At 71.0% G+C, this 16,200-nt stretch carries 18 protein-coding genes and 1 riboswitch; of the genes, 4 read left to right on the top strand and 14 right to left on the bottom strand.

What is annotated here, in order from left to right; all coding sequences use genetic code 11:
- Nucleotides 1–2: 2 nt before the first annotated feature.
- Together Pdca_RS02025 and Pdca_RS02020 are read right to left on the bottom strand one after the other, a co-directional pair.
- Nucleotides 3–413 (bottom strand): VOC family protein, encoded by a 411-nt coding sequence (locus Pdca_RS02025; protein ID WP_085913670.1) that lies wholly within the window; start codon nucleotides 411–413, stop codon nucleotides 3–5.
- 10 nt (nucleotides 414–423) lie between these two features.
- A complete protein-coding gene (locus Pdca_RS02020; RefSeq protein ID WP_085913671.1) occupies nucleotides 424–879 on the bottom strand; it encodes a helix-turn-helix transcriptional regulator in 456 nt (151 codons plus the stop codon).
- 319 nt (nucleotides 880–1,198) lie between these two features.
- Here Pdca_RS02020 and Pdca_RS02015 point away from each other — a divergent pair, with 319 nt between their 5' ends.
- Nucleotides 1,199–1,546: a hypothetical protein gene (locus Pdca_RS02015; RefSeq protein ID WP_085913672.1), complete on the top strand. Its 348-nt coding sequence runs from the start codon at nucleotides 1,199–1,201 to the stop codon at nucleotides 1,544–1,546.
- Nucleotides 1,547–1,760: 214 nt separating this feature from the next.
- Nucleotides 1,761–2,117, top strand: a complete 357-nt coding sequence (locus Pdca_RS02010) for an STAS domain-containing protein (RefSeq protein ID WP_125911205.1) — start codon at nucleotides 1,761–1,763, stop codon at nucleotides 2,115–2,117.
- Between the two features lie 6 nt (nucleotides 2,118–2,123).
- Here the strand turns inward: Pdca_RS02010 and Pdca_RS02005 are convergent, their stop codons facing one another.
- Genes Pdca_RS02005 through Pdca_RS01985 form a run of 5 tightly spaced genes read right to left on the bottom strand, consistent with a single transcriptional unit; the run spans nucleotide 2,124 to nucleotide 6,610 of the window.
- The gene (locus tag Pdca_RS02005) at nucleotides 2,124–2,987 is read right to left on the bottom strand and encodes a metal ABC transporter permease (protein WP_085913674.1); all 864 of its coding nucleotides are present in this window, start codon (nucleotides 2,985–2,987) and stop codon (nucleotides 2,124–2,126) included.
- On the bottom strand, nucleotides 2,984–3,721 hold the full coding sequence (locus Pdca_RS02000) for a metal ABC transporter ATP-binding protein (protein ID WP_085913675.1): 738 nt from the start codon (nucleotides 3,719–3,721) through the stop codon (nucleotides 2,984–2,986). Before Pdca_RS02000 ends, Pdca_RS02005 begins: the two co-directional genes overlap by 4 nt.
- Nucleotides 3,718–4,662, bottom strand: coding sequence for a metal ABC transporter substrate-binding protein (locus tag Pdca_RS01995; RefSeq protein ID WP_085913693.1), 945 nt, complete (start codon nucleotides 4,660–4,662; stop codon nucleotides 3,718–3,720). Before Pdca_RS01995 ends, Pdca_RS02000 begins: the two co-directional genes overlap by 4 nt.
- A 50-nt stretch (nucleotides 4,663–4,712) precedes the next feature.
- Nucleotides 4,713–5,735 (bottom strand): iron-siderophore ABC transporter substrate-binding protein, encoded by a 1,023-nt coding sequence (locus tag Pdca_RS01990; protein WP_085913676.1) that lies wholly within the window; start codon nucleotides 5,733–5,735, stop codon nucleotides 4,713–4,715.
- A 23-nt stretch (nucleotides 5,736–5,758) separates the two neighbouring features.
- Nucleotides 5,759–6,610, bottom strand: a complete 852-nt coding sequence (locus Pdca_RS01985; protein ID WP_085913677.1) for a hypothetical protein — start codon at nucleotides 6,608–6,610, stop codon at nucleotides 5,759–5,761.
- A 93-nt stretch (nucleotides 6,611–6,703) separates the two neighbouring features.
- A riboswitch (guanidine-III (ykkC-III) riboswitch) is annotated at nucleotides 6,704–6,770 on the top strand.
- A 20-nt stretch (nucleotides 6,771–6,790) separates the two neighbouring features.
- Between Pdca_RS01985 and Pdca_RS01980 the strand changes: the two genes are divergently transcribed.
- On the top strand, nucleotides 6,791–7,105 hold the full coding sequence (locus tag Pdca_RS01980) for a DMT family transporter (protein ID WP_085913678.1): 315 nt from the start codon (nucleotides 6,791–6,793) through the stop codon (nucleotides 7,103–7,105).
- A gap of 66 nt (nucleotides 7,106–7,171) precedes the next feature.
- Here Pdca_RS01980 and Pdca_RS01975 read toward each other — a convergent pair whose 3' ends face one another.
- From Pdca_RS01975 to Pdca_RS01945, 7 genes are all read right to left on the bottom strand, one after another.
- Nucleotides 7,172–7,498, bottom strand: coding sequence for a hypothetical protein (locus tag Pdca_RS01975; protein ID WP_085913679.1), 327 nt, complete (start codon nucleotides 7,496–7,498; stop codon nucleotides 7,172–7,174).
- An 86-nt stretch (nucleotides 7,499–7,584) separates the two neighbouring features.
- Nucleotides 7,585–8,055, bottom strand: a complete 471-nt coding sequence (locus tag Pdca_RS01970; protein ID WP_125911204.1) for a (2Fe-2S)-binding protein — start codon at nucleotides 8,053–8,055, stop codon at nucleotides 7,585–7,587.
- Nucleotides 8,056–8,071: 16 nt separating this feature from the next.
- Entirely contained in the window at nucleotides 8,072–10,426 is a 2,355-nt protein-coding gene (locus Pdca_RS01965) for a molybdopterin cofactor-binding domain-containing protein (RefSeq protein ID WP_085916921.1), read from the bottom strand.
- A 386-nt stretch (nucleotides 10,427–10,812) separates the two neighbouring features.
- Entirely contained in the window at nucleotides 10,813–11,283 is a 471-nt protein-coding gene (locus Pdca_RS01960) for a (2Fe-2S)-binding protein (protein WP_125911203.1), read from the bottom strand.
- Between the two features lie 31 nt (nucleotides 11,284–11,314).
- Nucleotides 11,315–13,639 carry a molybdopterin cofactor-binding domain-containing protein gene (locus Pdca_RS01955; protein ID WP_085911807.1) on the bottom strand — a complete coding sequence of 775 codons (2,325 nt, stop codon included), beginning with the start codon at nucleotides 13,637–13,639 and terminating at the stop codon, nucleotides 11,315–11,317.
- Between the two features lie 324 nt (nucleotides 13,640–13,963).
- Nucleotides 13,964–14,332 (bottom strand): hypothetical protein, encoded by a 369-nt coding sequence (locus tag Pdca_RS01950; RefSeq protein WP_085911808.1) that lies wholly within the window; start codon nucleotides 14,330–14,332, stop codon nucleotides 13,964–13,966.
- Nucleotides 14,333–14,463: 131 nt separating this feature from the next.
- On the bottom strand, nucleotides 14,464–15,078 hold the full coding sequence (locus Pdca_RS01945; protein ID WP_085911809.1) for a TetR/AcrR family transcriptional regulator: 615 nt from the start codon (nucleotides 15,076–15,078) through the stop codon (nucleotides 14,464–14,466).
- A gap of 198 nt (nucleotides 15,079–15,276) precedes the next feature.
- Between Pdca_RS01945 and Pdca_RS01940 the strand changes: the two genes are divergently transcribed.
- The gene (locus Pdca_RS01940; protein ID WP_085911998.1) at nucleotides 15,277–16,200 is read left to right on the top strand and encodes a fumarylacetoacetate hydrolase family protein; all 924 of its coding nucleotides are present in this window, start codon (nucleotides 15,277–15,279) and stop codon (nucleotides 16,198–16,200) included.

The following is a 16,200-nucleotide window of genomic DNA, read 5'->3' as shown; positions in this document are numbered from 1 at the left end:
GCTCAGCCGGCCTGGTTGACCCGGATGAGGTTCCCGGCCGGATCGCGGAAGGCGCAGTCGCGGACGCCGTAGTCCTGGTCGATGGGCTCCTGGACGACATCGGCACCCGCGGCCTGCAGCCGCGCGAAGAGCCCGTCGAGATCGTCGGAGGCCAGGGTGACCGCGGTGTAGGCGCCCTTCGCGATCAGCTCCAGGATCGTGCTGCGCTCGGCGTCGGTGATTCCCGGGTCGACCGCCGGCGGGTGCAGCACGATCGAGGTGCCGGCTCCGCCGGGCGGGCCGACGGTGATCCAGCGCATGTCCTGGTAGCCGACGTCCTTGCGGACCTCGAAGCCGAGCAGGTCCCGGTAGAAGCCGATGGCCGCCTCGGCGTCGGTGTGCGGGAGGAAGGCGTGATGGATGGTGAGGCTCATGGCGACGACCCTAGGGACGGGCCGGCGGCCCGGGCTTCTCGATTCCTGACCGGTTCCGGACCGGCCTGGTCACCTGTTTCGCCAGGCAGGGCGGGATACCCTCGGCGGCCTGCGAATGGTCACGCCGGTAGACGCTCGGCGACACCCCGACGAGCTCGGTGAACCGGGTGCTGAAAGTGCCCAGTGACGAGGATCCCACCGCGAAGCAGACCTCGGTGATGGTGAGATCGCCGCGGCGCAGCAGCGTCATCGCCCGCTCGATCCGCCGGGTCATCAGGTACGAGTACACGGATTCGCCGTAGACGCGGCGGAACTCCCGGCTCAGATGCCCCGCCGACATGTGGGCCCCGCGGGCCAGCGCCTCGACGTTCAGCGGCCGGGCGTACTCGCGGTCGATCCGGTCGCGGACCCGCCGGATGGCGACGATGTCGTGCAATCGCCGATCCTCCGCGCGGCCGTCGCCCATGCCCTCATCGTGCCATGCCCGGGGCACACCCTCGGTGACTACGATCTTCATCCGTTCGACACCTCCCGATCGAGTGATGTCGTCGCCCCGGGCCGCTCGGATCTCCCGTTCCGGTGACATTTCGAGCGGTACGTTTTCACCCTATTCAGCGGGTATCGGAACCGTCGGTAATACATTAGCTCAATAGTGTTGCGCGCATTGCTTTGCAGGCCGGCCGATCGCGATGATTCTTCCAGTCGGCACGGGCTCCCACCTGTTCGTTGTGCCGGCACGGAGGGGCGCGCTCTCGGGCACGACCACTACACAACAGGAGCAAACTGTGCTGAAGAAGGCTGGAATCGTCGTTGCGGCATCGGCGGCTGCGCTGCTCGCCATCAGCCCGATGGCGTTCGCCTCGGACGGCGGCAGCGAGATCGACAAGGACGCCAAGGGCCTCATCGCCGGCCTGAACGGCAACAACGTCAACGTGCCCGTCCAGGTCTGCAACAACAACGTCCCGGTGAACGTGCTGGGCGTGCAGGTCCCGATCGAGGACGCAGCTGCGGGCAACGGCCTGACCGGCGCCCTCGGCGTGCTGGGCAACGCCTCGGCCAAGAGCGGCGACTCGGTCACCGACCAGTCCGACACCTGCGCGCAGTCCTCCGGGGCCGGCGACAGCATCGGCTGATAGCTGATCCAGGTCCGCATCCACGCGGACACGTGAACGGGCCCCGGGGCATCATGCCTCGGGGCCCGTTCTCGTGGGGTTGCCTCGGTGTGGGTGATATCTCGTCGGTGTGACGAATCAGCGGTTGTGGTGTCCCAGGATTCGGTGGCGGGGCCGCACCGCCATGAGGTCCCGCCACCGCCCCGCCCGCCTCGACCCGGTGACGGTGACGACCATGGCCCTACCCGAGACCACCGGGACCAGCCGACCACACATGTACCGGCTGGCCACCGACGCGCTGTACGCCACGGCTTTCCGCCTGCCGAGCGGCCGGCTCGTGGTGTCCTGCCTGGGCGCGGTCGACAGCGCGTCCGCCGCGGCGCTCGACACGTTCCTGCGCGAGCTGATCGGGCCCACCCGGTACGTCGTGCTCGATCTGTCCGGGGTCGAGCACCTCGGCACGGCTGCGATCGAGACCCTCGTCGCGGTCGGCCGGGGCGGGACCCGGGTCCGGGTCCGCCGCGGCCGCACCCGGGAGGTGCACCGCGCACTGGCCGGCAGCGGCGCGCTGACCGTCCTGGAGGACGGCTGACCCTCCTCAGCGGCTCGCCGCAGGCACCGGTCGGCGGGCGTTCCGATACCGGGCGATCACGCCGTGCCGGGGCCCGAACAGGTAGGCCAGCACGAACGCGGCGGCGAGACTGAGGACGACCGACCCGCCGGTGGAGACGTTCACGTAGTAGCTGGCGTAGCTGCCCACCACTCCGGACAGCACCGCGACCGCGACGGCCACCGCGAGCATCGGCTCCATCCGGTCGGTCAGCAGGTATGCGGTCGCCCCGGGGATGATCAGGACGGCGACGACCAGGACGATCCCGACCGCCTGCAGCGCCACCACGACGGCCAGTGCGAGCAGCCCCAGCAGCAGCGCCTCGACCCGGCGCGGCTCGATCCCGATCGCGTGCGCGTGCACCCGGTCGAAGGCGACCAGGGTGAAGTCGCGATGCCGCAACAGGACCACCACCACGGTGATCAGCCCCAGCACGACGATCTGCGTCACGTCACCGGTGGACAGCCCCAGCAGGTTGCCGAACAGGATGTGCGACAGGTCGGTGTCGCTGGGCGTGCGCGAGATCAGGACCAGCCCGAGCGCGAACAGACCGGTGAAGACCACACCGATCGCGGCGTCCTCCTTGACCCGCGACGTGCGGCGGACCAGCCCGATCAGCCCGACGGCTCCGGCGCCGAACACGAAGGCGCCGACACCGAACGGGATGCCGATGATGTAGGACAGCACCACCCCGGGCAGCACCGCGTGCGACACCGCGTCGCCCATCAGCGACCAGCCGACCAGGGTCAACCAGCAGGACAGCAACGCTCCGACCGTGCCCGCCACCACGGCGACCAGCAGCGCCCGCTGCATGAACCCGAACTGCAGTGGCTCCAGCAACCAGGCGATCATCGGGTCTCTCCCTCCCTGACCGGCGGCATGCCGAACACCTGTCCGAGCACCTCCGGTGTGACGACCTCGGACGGCGGCCCGTCGGCCAGCAGCCGGCCGGCGAGCAGCACCGCCCGGTCGCACAACGTGTCGACGCCCGCGATGTCGTGGGTGGACACCAGCACCGTCCGGCCGTCGTCGCGCAGCTCGTGCAGCACGGTCGTCATCGCCTCCTGGGTGCCGCGGTCGACCCCGGCGAACGGCTCGTCGAGCAGCAGCAGCGGGGCGTCCTGGGCGATCGCCCTGGCCAGGAACACGCGCTTGCGCTGCCCGCCGGACAGCCGCCCGATCTGCCGGTCGGCGAGATCGGTCAGCCCGACCCGGGCGAGCGCCTCGTCGACGGCCGTGCGGTCCGCCGCCCGGGCCCGTCTGGCGATGCTCATCCGGCCGTAGCGGCCGGTCAGGACGACCTCGCGGGCGGTGATCGGGAAGTCCGGGTCGATCGCCTCGGCCTGCGGCATGTAGGCGATAGCGGCGGCGCGGCGGGCGGACCGGACGTCGCCGCCGCGGATCCGGACGGTGCCCGCGTACGGGCGCAGCAGTCCCATCGTCGCCTTGAACAGGGTCGACTTGCCGGAGCCGTTGGCGCCCAGCAGGCCGCACACGGTGCCGGCGCCCAGTTGCAGGTCGACCTCGTCGAGCGCGGTCACCTCGCCGTAGCGCACCGACACACCCCGTACGTCGAGCACGATCATCGGACACCCCCGGTGAGTCCCTCGGCGATCACGCGTGCGTCGTGCCGGAGCAGTTCGAGATAGCTGGGCACCGGGCCGTCCTGTTCGGACAGCGAGTCGACGTAGAGCGGGCCGGCGAGGCGGGCCCCGGTCTCGGCGGCGACCTGGCGCTGCGCGGAGTCGTTGACCGTGCTCTCGCAGAACACCGCGGGGACCGCGTTGTCGCGGACGAACCCGATCGTGCTCGCGATCTGGTCCGGCGTGCCCTCGGCGTCGCTGTTCACCGGCCAGAGGTAGGCCTCCTGCAGACCGACATCGCGGGCCAGGTAGGAGAAGGCGCCCTCGCAGGTCACCAGTGCGCGCTGCGATTCGGGCAGGGCACCGAGCTCGGCGCGCAGGTCCTCGCCGACCCGGTGGATCTCGCCGGCGTAGCGGTCCGCGTTCGCGGTGTAGACCTCGCGGCCGTCGGGATCGAGCTCGATCAGCGCGTCCCGGATGTTCTGCACGTAGCGCACCCCGCCCACCGGTGACATCCACGCGTGCGGGTTCGGCCGGTCCCGGTACTCCCCCGCCACGATCGGCAGCACCTCGACACCGTCGCTGACCGTCACCGACCGGGCCTCCGAGCGGTCGACGAACTGCTCGAACCAGCGCTCCAGGCCCATGCCGTTGTCCAGCACCAGATCGGCCCCGGCGCCGCGGACCAGATCGCCGGGCACCGGCTCGTAGTCGTGGATCTCCGCGCCCGGACGGGTGATCGACTCGACTCGGACCCGGTCGCCGCCGACCTCGCGGGCCATGTCGGCGATCACCGTGAAGGTCGCCAGCACCACCGGGCGCGGGTCGTCGTCCGCCGCGGCCGTGTCCGATCCCGTGCCGCAGGCCCCCGCCAGCAGCGCGACCGCGAGCAGCACCGCCGCGAGCACCGGAGTTCGCCTCGACAACGGGCGCGAGTTAGGCATGACGAACACTATGTGGCACGCGCCGTCACTCGGCAAGAACCTGAGGTTGATCAGACGGGAAGATCGCCGAGCACGCGGTCCAGCTCGTCGAGGCAGGCGAGCCCGGCCGAGACCGAGTATCCGTCCCACCAGGCGAGCGGATCGACCTGCGCGACCCGGCCGGCCCGCACCGCGGGCAACTGCTCCCACAGACCGCCGGTGGTGTAGCGCTCGAACGTCTCGTCGGCCTGGTCGACCAGGCCGCCACCGCCCAGGAAGTAGAGCAGCACGTCGGCGTCGGCGAGCGCGCCGACCGACTCGTCGCCGATCGGTACGTGCGTCTCCTGCGGCGACGGCAGCTCGGTGGACGGCGGCCGGGTCGCCCCGGCGTCGGCCAGGATGGCCGAGCCGAACACCTGGCCGCGAACGATCCGCAGCTCGTCGGTGGTGAACCGGAGCAGCGTGACGGTGTACCGGTCGAGCAGCCCGGCGTGCGCCGACCGCACCTGGTCGAGCCGCTCGGTGTAGCCGGCCAGCCGCCGCTCGATCTCCTCCTCGGCCCCGAGTACGTCACCGATCGTGCGCACCGCCTCCTGCCAGACGGCGCCGCTCCCGGAGTTCGCGTAGGCGACCGTCGGCGCGATCGCGGCGAGCCGGTCGTAGTGCTCCTCGACCCGCGAGGTGTTGCCGATGATCAGATCGGGGCCCATCGCGACCAGCTGCTCCAGGTTGAGCTGGTTGAACCCGAGCGGCGTGAAGTCCGCCGGCGGCGCCGGCAGGTAGGGCGGCACCGGGGCCGCACCCTGCAGCGTCTCCGAGGCGATCAGCGGCACCCCGAGCTCGAGGGCGACCTGCAGGCCGCCGTTGCTGTCCAGCGACACGATCCGCTGCGGCGCCGCCGGGACGACGGCCGTCCCCAGCGGGTGTTCGACGGTCCGGCCGTCGGCCGGGGCGTCACCGGCCGGCCCCGCGGGCGAGCACCCGGTCACGGCGGTCAGCCCGGCGAGCGCACCGGCGGCGAGGAAGCCGCGCCGGTCCAGTGCGGAGCGCGGGTGGGCGGGAACGATGCGGGGGCGGTCCGGCGCGAGCAGCACCCTGCGGACCGTAGAGGTAAGCCTTACTTTCGTCCAGCGAGGTCGGATGCGGCCCACTTGCGGGCGCGCTCCTCGGCGTCGAGCACCGGGCAGGTCAGGCACATCCCGTGGACGCCGTCGGTGAAGTCCAGGCAGCAGGCCCCACGCACACCCCACACCTGGTCGTCGGTCGCGCCGTAGCGCACCAGCGCCGGCACCGAGCGACGCGGCAGCCCGGCCTCGAACAGGTGCCCGGCCAGCTCCTCCGCCCGGCGCCACGCCTGCGCACGGTCCCGGCCGAGCTGGCGGGCGACGTTCATCATCCCGAAGTGCAGCATGTCGACGACGTAGCTCCACAGCGTCCGTGACCCCACCCTGGTCCGCTCCCCCACCAGCTCGACGAGCGGGGCGAGGGTGCCGACGAACGCCGGGGCCAGCTCCCGGTCACCGACCGGATCCCGGTCGACGACCAGGAGCCGCTCGTCGATCCCGCCCGGCCCGATCCGGTAGAGGTAGCGCTGTGCCGACGGCTGCGGCGCCGCCCCGGACAGGTACACCGAGCCCGCCGTCGCGAACAGCAGCTCGCGCAGCAGCTCGCGCAACGTGTGCACCGCGCGCGGGCCGGGCGGCTCGTCGCCGCGGGCGTCGAGCAGCCGGTCCAGGGCCGGATCGCCGGGATCGGCGATCCGGGCGAGCGGGATCCAGCCGGGAGCGGTGGGCGGGGCGGTCGCGAACCCGGGGAGCGGGGCGAACGACAGCGGGGCGCAGCGCTCGCGGAGCTCGGCCATCGGCCCGCCGGGTCCCGGGCCGAGTGATCCCAGCCGGTCGGGCCGGGCCGGCCGGTCGGGCCGGTCGGGCTGGGCTGGCCCGTCGGGCCGGTCGGGCTGGGCGGTCACGGCACCAGGGTCGCACGAACCTCCCGGCCGGGCCGGGAAGGTCCGATCGGTCACCATCGGGTGCCCCCGGCCGGCCGCTGCGGCATGCTCGGAACCGGGCCGCCGGAGGGTGGCACCCCGGACGAGACGCGCCGTACCCGGACCGCCAAGACGACGCAGCCTTCGAGGAGGGCGTGCGTCATGGCATGGGTGTATCTGGTCGTCTCGGGCCTGCTGGAGACGGTGTGGGCGGCGGCGCTGTCGCAGAGCCGGGGGTTCTCCCGGCTGGGACCGTCGGTCCTGTTCGGCGTCGCGTTGTTCCTGAGCATGGGCGGGCTGGCGCTGGCGCTGCGGGAGCTGCCGGTCGGCACCGCATACGCGATCTGGGTCGGCATCGGCGCGGTCGGCACCGCGATCTACGGCATGGTCGCGCTCGGCGAGCCCGCGACCACGGCACGGCTGCTGTGCCTGCTGGCGATCGTCGCCGGCGTCGTCGGGCTGAAGTTCCTGCACTGACAGCCTCGGACACGGCGGCGGGGCCGCACCCCGACCGGGATGCGGCCCCGCCGACCGGGAGCCCCTTTACTCGAAGGGACCGTTCTTCAGCAGCCCGCCGACCGGGCCCTCGACGTAGCCGGGGGTCAGCGCCGGGAACTCGGTCTCGGTCCCGTTGACGCCGTCGGGGCGGTTGCTCGGCAGGTAGCTGTCCGCGGCGTCGACGAAGCCGTACTGCGCGGTGTCGGCCAGCGAACCGACGGCGTCGATCGCCTGGGTCGGGCTCTGGGTGCTCGGGTAGCCCTGCGTGGGGTTCTCCGAGCCCTCGTCGGCCGCGGCCATCCCGGCCAGCGGGAACGCCACGGCGCCCAGGGCGCCGACGGCGATCAGCGAGCGTCGCATCCGGTTCTTCATCGAATCCGTCCTTCGTCTGGGGAGCGAGCAGGCCGTCACTCTAACGGCCTAGTGACGTGCGGCGTTCGGACCACGCCGCACGACGATCACATGTTGTCCGCGCCGGCCTTGATGGCCTCGCGGATCCGGTTGTACGTGCCGCACCGACAGATGTTGCGAATCTCGTCCAGAGCCGCATCATCGATCTTGCGGCCCTCCGCCTTCGACCGCTTCACCAACGCAACCGCAGCCATGATCTGACCCGGCTGGCAGTACCCGCACTGCGCGACATCGTTGTCGATCCAGGCCTGCTGCATCGGGTGCAACTTCTCCCCGTCGGCCAAGCCCTCGATCGTCGTGACCTCATCCGAGTCCGACAACGCGCCGACCGGCGTCGCACACGGATTGAACTCCTTGCCGTTGATGTGCGACGTACAGGCCTTGCAGACATTGATCCCGCAGCCGTACTTCGGACCGGTCACCCCGAGCAGATCCCGCAGGACCCAGAGCAGACGAACGTCGTCCTCGACCTCGACCGAGACCTGCTCACCGTTGAGCGTGAAGGTGTGTGTGGGCATGACGAAGCTCCTGCTCTCAGCGGGCCAGCTCGAGGCCGTTGGTGGGGGCGGGCGGCACCGGCGGGACCGTCGGGTACGGCTCGAACGGCAGCGGGTCCTTGTGCATGATCGGGAAGTACTCCGGCACGGTCCCGGTGGCCCGCGCGTAGGCACAGGCGACGGCACCGCAGGTGGCGGCCACGCCGAACTCGCCGGCACCGCCGGGCTCGGGCGCCTCGGAGTCATCGATGATCACGATGTTCATCTCGGGCGGGGTGTTCCACTGCCGGGTGTAGAAGTAGTTGTCCCAGCTCGCCTCGACGAAGTGGCCGTCCTCCAGGTGCATCCCGGAGGTCAGCGTCATCGCGATGCCGTCGTTGATGCCGCCCATCATCTGCGCCTCGAGCCCGCGCGGGTTGATCACCAGGCCGATGTCGACGACGTAGGTCACCTTGGTGACGCGCGGGCCGGTGCGGGCGGAGCGGATCTCCCGGTTCACCGTCTCCGGGCGGCAGTCGAGCTCGACGACCGCGCAGGCGATGCCCTTGTACTCCTGGTGGATCGCGATGCCCTGGGCGGTGCCCGCCGGCATCGACTTGCCCCAGTTCGCCTCTTCGGCGGCCCGGTCGACGACCTTCTTGAAGCGTTCGAGCTTCACGAAGCCGGACCGGAACTCGTACGGGTCCTTGCCCATCCTCGCGGCGACCTGGTCGATCATCAGCTCGCGCGCGGTGGCCGTGTCCGGCGAGTAGATGTTGCGCATCGAGCAGGTGTTGAAGCGCATGTCGACCTCGTTGAGCAGCGAGGTCGCGACGCCGACGTTGTACGGGTTGGTCTGGGTCGTCAGGTAGATGGCCTGGGACACCGAGTAGTTCCCGAGCGGCAGCTTGGCGACCGCGGCGGTGATCCCCTCGGAGAAGCCGGGGTTCACCTCGGTCGACACGCTGGTGTGCCGGATCTCGAAGCTGGAGACCGACTCGCCGCTGACCTGCGCCCGCACCCGGGTGGTGGCCAGCGGGTGCACCCGGCCCTGACGGGAGTCGTCGGCCCGGGTCCACATGAGCTTGACCGGCTTGCCCATCACCTTGGAGACCTCGGCGGCCTCCTGCAGCGCGTCGAAGAACAGCCGCCGTCCGAACGAGCCGCCGCCCTCGGTGACGTGGATGGTGACCGCGTTCTGCGGCAGCCCGAGCTCCTGGGCGATCTCGGCCTGCGCCGCGATCGGGCTCTTGGACGGCCCCCATAGCTCCGCCGATCCGCTGCGGACGTCGGCGATCGCGCAGTTCGTCTCCAGCGCGGAGTTGCTGCGGAAGTAGAAGACGAACTCGCCCTCGACCGTCTCGCCGGGCACCTGCGGCACGGCCAGCGGCAGCTCGCCGCGGCGCACCGTGGCCAGGATCGACTCGTCGTCCTCACCGGCGACGGTGCCGCCGTCCCAGCTCACGTCGAGTGCGTTCACCGCGTCGACGGCCTGTCCGAAGGTGACCGCGCGGACCGCGACACCGGTGCGGACCTGCGCGACGTCGGTGACGCCCGGCATGTTCCGGACCTCGTCGATGTTGTTCACCCCGGTCGGGGCCGAGTTCAGGTTCGGGCCGCGGCAGATCACGGTCGGCAGCGCGTCCGGGACCTGCAGGTCGGTGAGGAACTTCTTCTTCCCGGTGACCATCGCCCGCGCGTCGGACTTGGTGCGCGGGGTGCCGATGACGGTGAACTCCTCGCGCGGCTTGAGCACCACGTCGACGATGTCGTCCACCGGGCTGGCCGCGGCCTCGGTGAGCTCACCGAAGGGCAGCTCCTCGCCGTTCTGGCCGAGGATCAGGCCGGTCCGGCTGGTGAGGACGCTCTTCTCCTGGCCGAGCTGGGCGGCGGCGGCGTCGAGCAGCCGGCCCTGGGCCAGCGCCGCGGCCACCCGGATCGGGGTGTAGGTGGAGAACGTCGTCGTCGAACCGCCGGTGAGCTGGTTGAACACCAGCTCCGGACGGGCGTCGGCGAGGGTGACGACGACCTGGTCCGGGTCCAGGTTCATCTCCTCGGCGATGATCATCTGGGTGGACGTGATGATGCCCTGGCCGTTGTCCGAGCGGGGCAGCGCGAACGAGACCGTGCCGTCCCGGTTGACCGCGATCCGGATCAGGTTGGCGGTCGGCCGGGCCGCGTCGCGGACGGCGTCGAGCAGGTCGTAGACCTCGGCAGGCAGCGGCGGCGACGGGATCGCCGCGGCGTTGGCCTGCGGCACGCTCCCGCCGAACACGGTCTGCCTGCCCAGCTCGGCGGCGACCACGAGGGTCGGTGCCGCGACCAGGAAGCCGAGGAAGCGGCGCCTGCTGACGTTCGATCGGGCGCCGTCGGACGCCGGACGCTCGGGGGCGGGGGCGCGATGAGCGGGCATCGTTGTCCTCTCCAGGGTGCTGCGGTGGCCAGCGCGGCGCCCGCGTGCGGGGAGCGGGGCGCCATGGGCTCTCAGCGCAGGCAACGAGACCGAACGTTCGACGGTTACGCGCCGGTAGACCGTTCCGGTGTCGACCGGATCCGCGCGCCCGCTCACCGGTGATCACCCTCTTCGCAGGTCAACAAGCTGACGATCAGGTGAGCCTTACCCGCATCTGCGGAGAAACCACCCCTTTTACCCCCGCACCGGCAGCGCTTCACCCTGTGAGGTGAACCACCCGTCCGGGTGAGCGTCGCGGATTGACACCGAACCGCTGAGGGGGTGTCGTCCGAAGGGGGGGCGCGGCCGCCGCCGGGAGCCCTGGCGGCGGACGCGACCCCGGCGCGTCACATCTTGTCCGCGCCGGCCTTGATCGCCTCGCGGATCCGGTTGTACGTGCCGCACCGACAGATGTTGCGAATCTCGTCCAGAGCCGCATCATCGATCTTGCGGCCCTCCGCCTTCGACCGCTTCACCAACGCAACCGCAGCCATGATCTGACCCGGCTGGCAGTACCCGCACTGCGCGACATCGTTGTCGATCCAGGCCTGCTGCATCGGGTGCAACTTCTCCCCGTCGGCCAAGCCCTCGATCGTCGTGACCTCATCCGAGTCCGACAACGCGCCGACCGGCGTCGCACACGGATTGAACTCCTTGCCGTTGATGTGCGACGTACAGGCCTTGCAGACATTGATCCCGCAGCCGTACTTCGGACCGGTCACCCCGAGCAGATCCCGCAGGACCCAGAGCAGACGAACGTCGTCCTCGACCTCGACCGAGACCGACTCGCCGTTGAGCTTGAACGTATGTGTGGACATGTGGTGGGCGCTCCTCAGTGCGAACGACGCGTCAGCGGGCCAGCTCGAGACCGTTGGTCGGCGAGGGCGGCACCGGCGGGACCGTCGGGTACGGCTCGAACGGCAGCGGGTCCTTGTGCATGATCGGGAAGTACTCCGGCACCTTGCCGGTCGCCCTGGCGTAGGCGTTCGCGATCGCGCCACAGGTCGGCGCGACGGAGAGCTCGCCGACCCCACCCGGCTCGGGCCGCCCGTTGTCGACGATGAAGATGTCCATCTCCAGCGGGGTGTTCCACTGCCGGGTGTAGAAGTAGTTGTCCCAGCTCGCCTCGACGAAGTGCCCGTCCTCCAGGTGCAGTCCGGAGGTCAGCGTCATCGCGATCGCATCGTTGATACCGCCCATGATCTGGGCCTTGTAGCCGAGCGGGTTGATCACCAGGCCACCGTCGCTGGCGAACACCACCTTGGTGATCCGCGGCCCGGTGCGGGCGTCGCGGACCTTGCGGTCCGCCGTCTCCGGCCGGCAGTCGATCTCGACCAGGCAGGCGGCGAAGCTCTTGTACTCGACGTGGAACCCGAGGCCCTGGGCGGTGCCGTCCTTCATGGACCGGCCCCAGTTCCCCTCCTCGGCGACCTTGTCGAGCACCGCGCGCATCGCGTCGTTGCGCAGGAACTCGCGACGGAACTCGTACGGGTCCTTGCCCATCTTCGCGGCGATCTGGTCGACGATCAGATCGCGTGCGGTACCGACGTCCGGCGAGTACACGTTGCGCATCGACCCGGTGTTGAACCGCATGTCGACCTCGGACAGCGTGCGGGTCTGCACACCGAAGTCGTACGGGGTGTTCTGGGTGAGCTCCCAGATCGCCTCGGCGACGCCGACCTGGCCGAGCGGCGCCTTGGCCGCGGCGGCGGTGATCGCGTCACCGAAACCGTGCCCGAAGTCGCAGGCGACGCTGGTGTGCCGCTGCTCGAAGCTGACCACCGACTCGCCGGCGACGACCGCGCGGATCCGCGAGGTGGCCAGCGGGTGCACCCGGCCCTGGCGGGAGTCGTCGGCCCGGCTCCAGATCAGCTTGACCGGCTTGCCGAGCTTCTGCGAGATCTCGGCGGCCTCCTTGGCGGCGTCACCGAACAGCCTGCGGCCGAACGAGCCGCCGCCCTGGATGATCCGGATCGTCACCGCGTTGACCGGCAGCCCGAGCTGCTCGGCGATGTCGTACTGCACGGTGATCGGGATCTTCAGCGATGTCCAGATGTCGGCCTTGCCGTCGCGGACGTCGGCGATCGCGGTGTTCGTCTCCAGCGCGGAGCTGCTGCGGAAGTAGAAGGCGAACTCGCCCTCGACGGTCTCGCCCGGCACCGACGGGACGGCGAGCGGGAGCTCCGCGGCGCGGACCTTCTGCAGGATCGACTCGTCGTTCTCGCCCTCGATCGTTCCGCCGTCCCACTGCACGTCCAGCGCGTTGACCGCGTCGAGGGCCTGGCCGTAGGTGTGCGCACGGACTGCGACACCGGTGCTGACCTGCACGACATCGGTGACGCCCGGCATGTTCCGGACCTCGTCGATGTTGTTCACGCCGGTCGGGGCCGAGTTGAGGTTCGGGCCGCGGCAGATCACGGTCGGCAGTGCGTCCGGGATCTTCAGGTCGGCGATGAACTCCTTCTTGCCGGTGACGATCGCCCGGGCGTCGGACTTGGTCCGCGGGGTGCCGATCACCGTGAAGTCCTCGCGCGGCTTGAGCGCGACCTGGACCTCGCGGGTGACGTCGCTGGCCGCCGCCTCGGTGAGCTCACCGAACGGGATCGCACTGCCGCCGGCACCGGTGATCAGGCCGGCGCGGCTGGTGAGCGTGTCGACGTCCTGCCCGAGCAGGTGCGCGGCCGCGTCGAGCAGCCTGCCCTTCGCGAGCGCCGCGGCGACCCGGATCGGGGTGTAGGTGGAGAACGTCGTGCTCGAACCGCCGGTGAGCTGGTTGAACACCAGTTCGGGCCGGGAGTCGGCGAGGGTGACGATCACCTGCTCGGGCTCGAGGTCCATCTCCTCCGCGATGATCATCGCGGTCGAGGTGACGATGCCCTGGCCGTTGTCGGAACGGGGCAGCTGGAACGACACCGTGCCGTCCCGGTTGACCTCCACCCGGATCAGGTTCGCGGTCGGCCGCGAGGAGTCCCGGACCGCGTCGAGCAGGTCGTAGACATCGGCGACCTGGGGCGGCGAGGGGATCGCCGCGGCCGATGCCCCGGGCGGGGCGAACAGCTGCTGGCGGCCCAGCTCGGCCGCGACGACCAGCGTGGGCGCGGCGACCAGGTAGCCGAGAAAGCGCCGTCGGCTGACGTCGCTGCGTGGTGTGCGTGCACGTGTCGGGGCAGACATCGTCGTCCTCTCCATCACCTCCGGCGGCTGTGATGCAGGGGAGCCGCTCACCGGAGTCCGTCGAGGGCGAAACGATGGGCTCTTCGCCGGGATGCGCTCCGCGGTTCGACCCCGTTCCGGGGTACTTCTCCGCAGCGCGTTCGGTCATCCGCGGCGTATCAGCAGCTCAGCGCGATGGGGTCGAAATCCACGAATCCGCAGATGCGGATGGCAACGGTCACGTTAATCCGCATTAACACGTTGCCTGGCGGGTTTCGCGATGACCCGTTCGTGTGAGCGTGGACACCTTCTTCGGTGGGTATGCGCATCGGCGATGCCCGGTGCTCAGCGACGCCCGGCCCTCAGCAGCCGGACGAAGGTCCACGGCAGCACGACGAGGACCGCGACCGCGGCGAGCACGAGCCCGACCCCGATCGTCCAGGCCGGTGCACCGGCGGGCCCGATCAGCACGCCGAACACCGGCGCCGACGCCGGCACGATGACGACCGCGGGCCACACCAGCGTGCCGAGCCACTTCTCCCCGACCGTCCACGCCCGGCCGGTCCAGAGCATCACCACCCCGGCCAGCCAGCCGACGAACGGCAGCACGAAGCCGCCGAGCATCAGCATTAGGACGGTCAGTACGGGGTACGCGTCCGGGTCGCCCGCGCTGCGCGGTGCCGGGCCGTTCGGGTCGACGGTCATCGTGGTCATCTCCTGCTCCTCCGCTCTGCGCCGGGTCCCGGCGCCGTACCCACAGGTTGCCCCGGAGCAGGGGTGCGGAGCATCGGAGCACGGGCGGATCTTGGGCGTCGGACCGTGGTCGGACATCCCGGCCCGGGAGGTCAGCCCCGGTCGTCGAGCGCACCGCCGAGCACCGTGTCGAGCAACGCGGCCAGCTCGGCGGCGAGATCGAACGGCGCCGGCTCGACGTGGATCCAGCGCACCACGGCCGAGTAGTAGCCCAGCGAGAGCAGGCGCCCGACCTGGGTCGGGTCCGCCGACGGACGCAGTCGCGCCCCGGTGGCCGCGACCAGGTCGGCGAGCTCGCCACCCAGGTCGTGCCCGAGCAGGGTGTTGCCGTTGCGCAGCGCCACCTCCATCAGCGCCGCGGTCTCGACCCGGGTCGAGACGTTGAGCCCGGCGAGCGCGGCCAGGTAGCCACCGAGCAGCTCACGCAGCCGGCGCCCGGCGAGATCGGCGTCGTCCAGCGAGCGGGCCGCGGACTCCCGGCGCCGGCGGGCCCACTCGTCGAGGAACAGCGCCTTGCGCGGGAAATGGTTGAACACCGTCGTGCGGGCCACCCCGGACCGGAGAGCGATCTCGTCCATCGAGGTGGCCTCGAAGCCCTGCTCGACGAACAGCTCGACCGCTGCGGCGTAGACCCGGTCCCGGCGCTCGTTGCGCTTGCGGGTGCGCCGGGTCAGCGGCGGCGGGACGTGCACCGCGGTCGACTCCATCCGGACCAGTACAGCACAGCACATCGCACGAAGTTGTACTCGGGTCTTGCTTCGTCGGCGAACCGGCCCTACCTTCGGCGGCATCGAATCTGTACTCGGGTACGGGTTCATCGACGAGCGTCGAGGACGGTGCACCGTGGCATCAGCAACGACCACCCGGGCCGGGACCGCCCCGCCGGCCCACCGGCGGGTGAGCGCATGAGATGGGTGACCTACGACGCCGGCTCCGGGCCCAGGGCCGGCCTGCTGGACGGCGGGACGGTGCGCGGTCTGCCCGCCGACATCACCCTCGTCTCGCTGCTCGGCGACGACGGTGAGCAGCTCGCCGACGCCGCCGCCACAGCCCGGTCGCGGCCCGCCGAGGTGCATCCGCTGACCGGGGTCCGGCTGCTCGCCCCGATCCCCCGTCCGCCGTCGATCCGCGACGGCCTGTGCTTCCTGGACCATCTGCGCGGCTGCTACCGGGCGATCGGCCGCACCGAGGAGCTGCACCCGGCCTGGTCGCAGACCCCGGCCTTCTACTTCGGCAACCCGGCCGCGGTGATCGGGCCGCACGACGACGTGCCGATCGCCCCCGGATCACGCTGGTTCGACTTCGAGCTGGAGGTCGGCGCCGTCATCGGGCGGGGTGGCCGGGACCTGCACCCGGACACCGCTGCGCGGCACATCGTCGGCTACACCTTCTTCAACGACTGGACCGCCCGTGACCACCAGCTGCGCGACATGGCGCAGGGCATCGGGATGGGCAAGTCGAAGGACAGCGCGATCACCCTCGGCCCGGCACTGGTCACCGCCGACGAGATCGAACCCGGGTTCGAGGTCGCCGCCGCCGTCAACGGCCGGGAGATCGCCCGCGGCTCGCTGTCCGGGATGGACTGGAGCTGGGGCGAGCTGCTCGCCTTCCTCTCCCGCGGCACCGACCTGGTGCCCGGCGACGTGATCGGTTCCGGCACCGTGCCCGGTGGCTGCCTGCTCGAACACGTCGACACCCCCGATCCGGGGGCGTTCACCGGCTGGCTCGCCCCCGGCGACGAGGTCGTTCTCTCCTCGACGGCGCTGGGTGAGACCCGGCAGACCGTCCACCCCTCCGCATCACCGGTGCCACTGCGCACCGGGCACTGA

Origin of the sequence: Pseudonocardia autotrophica (genome assembly GCF_003945385.1) — a bacterium.
Classification (GTDB): domain Bacteria; phylum Actinomycetota; class Actinomycetes; order Mycobacteriales; family Pseudonocardiaceae; genus Pseudonocardia; species Pseudonocardia autotrophica.
The sequence above is the reverse complement of the archived record's forward strand: the minus strand, read 5'-3'. Positions and strand labels throughout refer to the sequence as shown.

Coding starts and splice junctions, on each gene's coding strand:
- Pdca_RS01950 (WP_085911808.1), bottom strand. CDS start 14,332: ATGACCACGATGACCGTCGACCCGAACGGCCCGGCACCGCGCAGCGCG.
- Pdca_RS01980 (WP_085913678.1), top strand. CDS start 6,791: ATGGCATGGGTGTATCTGGTCGTCTCGGGCCTGCTGGAGACGGTGTGG.
- Pdca_RS01940 (WP_085911998.1), top strand. CDS start 15,277: ATGAGATGGGTGACCTACGACGCCGGCTCCGGGCCCAGGGCCGGCCTG.
- Pdca_RS01960 (WP_125911203.1), bottom strand. CDS start 11,283: ATGTCCACACATACGTTCAAGCTCAACGGCGAGTCGGTCTCGGTCGAG.
- Pdca_RS02010 (WP_125911205.1), top strand. CDS start 1,761: ATGGCCCTACCCGAGACCACCGGGACCAGCCGACCACACATGTACCGG.
- Pdca_RS02025 (WP_085913670.1), bottom strand. CDS start 413: ATGAGCCTCACCATCCATCACGCCTTCCTCCCGCACACCGACGCCGAG.
- Pdca_RS02005 (WP_085913674.1), bottom strand. CDS start 2,987: ATGATCGCCTGGTTGCTGGAGCCACTGCAGTTCGGGTTCATGCAGCGG.
- Pdca_RS01965 (WP_085916921.1), bottom strand. CDS start 10,426: ATGCCCGCTCATCGCGCCCCCGCCCCCGAGCGTCCGGCGTCCGACGGC.
- Pdca_RS02000 (WP_085913675.1), bottom strand. CDS start 3,721: ATGATCGTGCTCGACGTACGGGGTGTGTCGGTGCGCTACGGCGAGGTG.
- Pdca_RS02020 (WP_085913671.1), bottom strand. CDS start 879: ATGGGCGACGGCCGCGCGGAGGATCGGCGATTGCACGACATCGTCGCC.
- Pdca_RS01955 (WP_085911807.1), bottom strand. CDS start 13,639: ATGTCTGCCCCGACACGTGCACGCACACCACGCAGCGACGTCAGCCGA.
- Pdca_RS01970 (WP_125911204.1), bottom strand. CDS start 8,055: ATGCCCACACACACCTTCACGCTCAACGGTGAGCAGGTCTCGGTCGAG.
- Pdca_RS01995 (WP_085913693.1), bottom strand. CDS start 4,662: ATGCCTAACTCGCGCCCGTTGTCGAGGCGAACTCCGGTGCTCGCGGCG.
- Pdca_RS01945 (WP_085911809.1), bottom strand. CDS start 15,078: ATGGAGTCGACCGCGGTGCACGTCCCGCCGCCGCTGACCCGGCGCACC.
- Pdca_RS01975 (WP_085913679.1), bottom strand. CDS start 7,498: ATGAAGAACCGGATGCGACGCTCGCTGATCGCCGTCGGCGCCCTGGGC.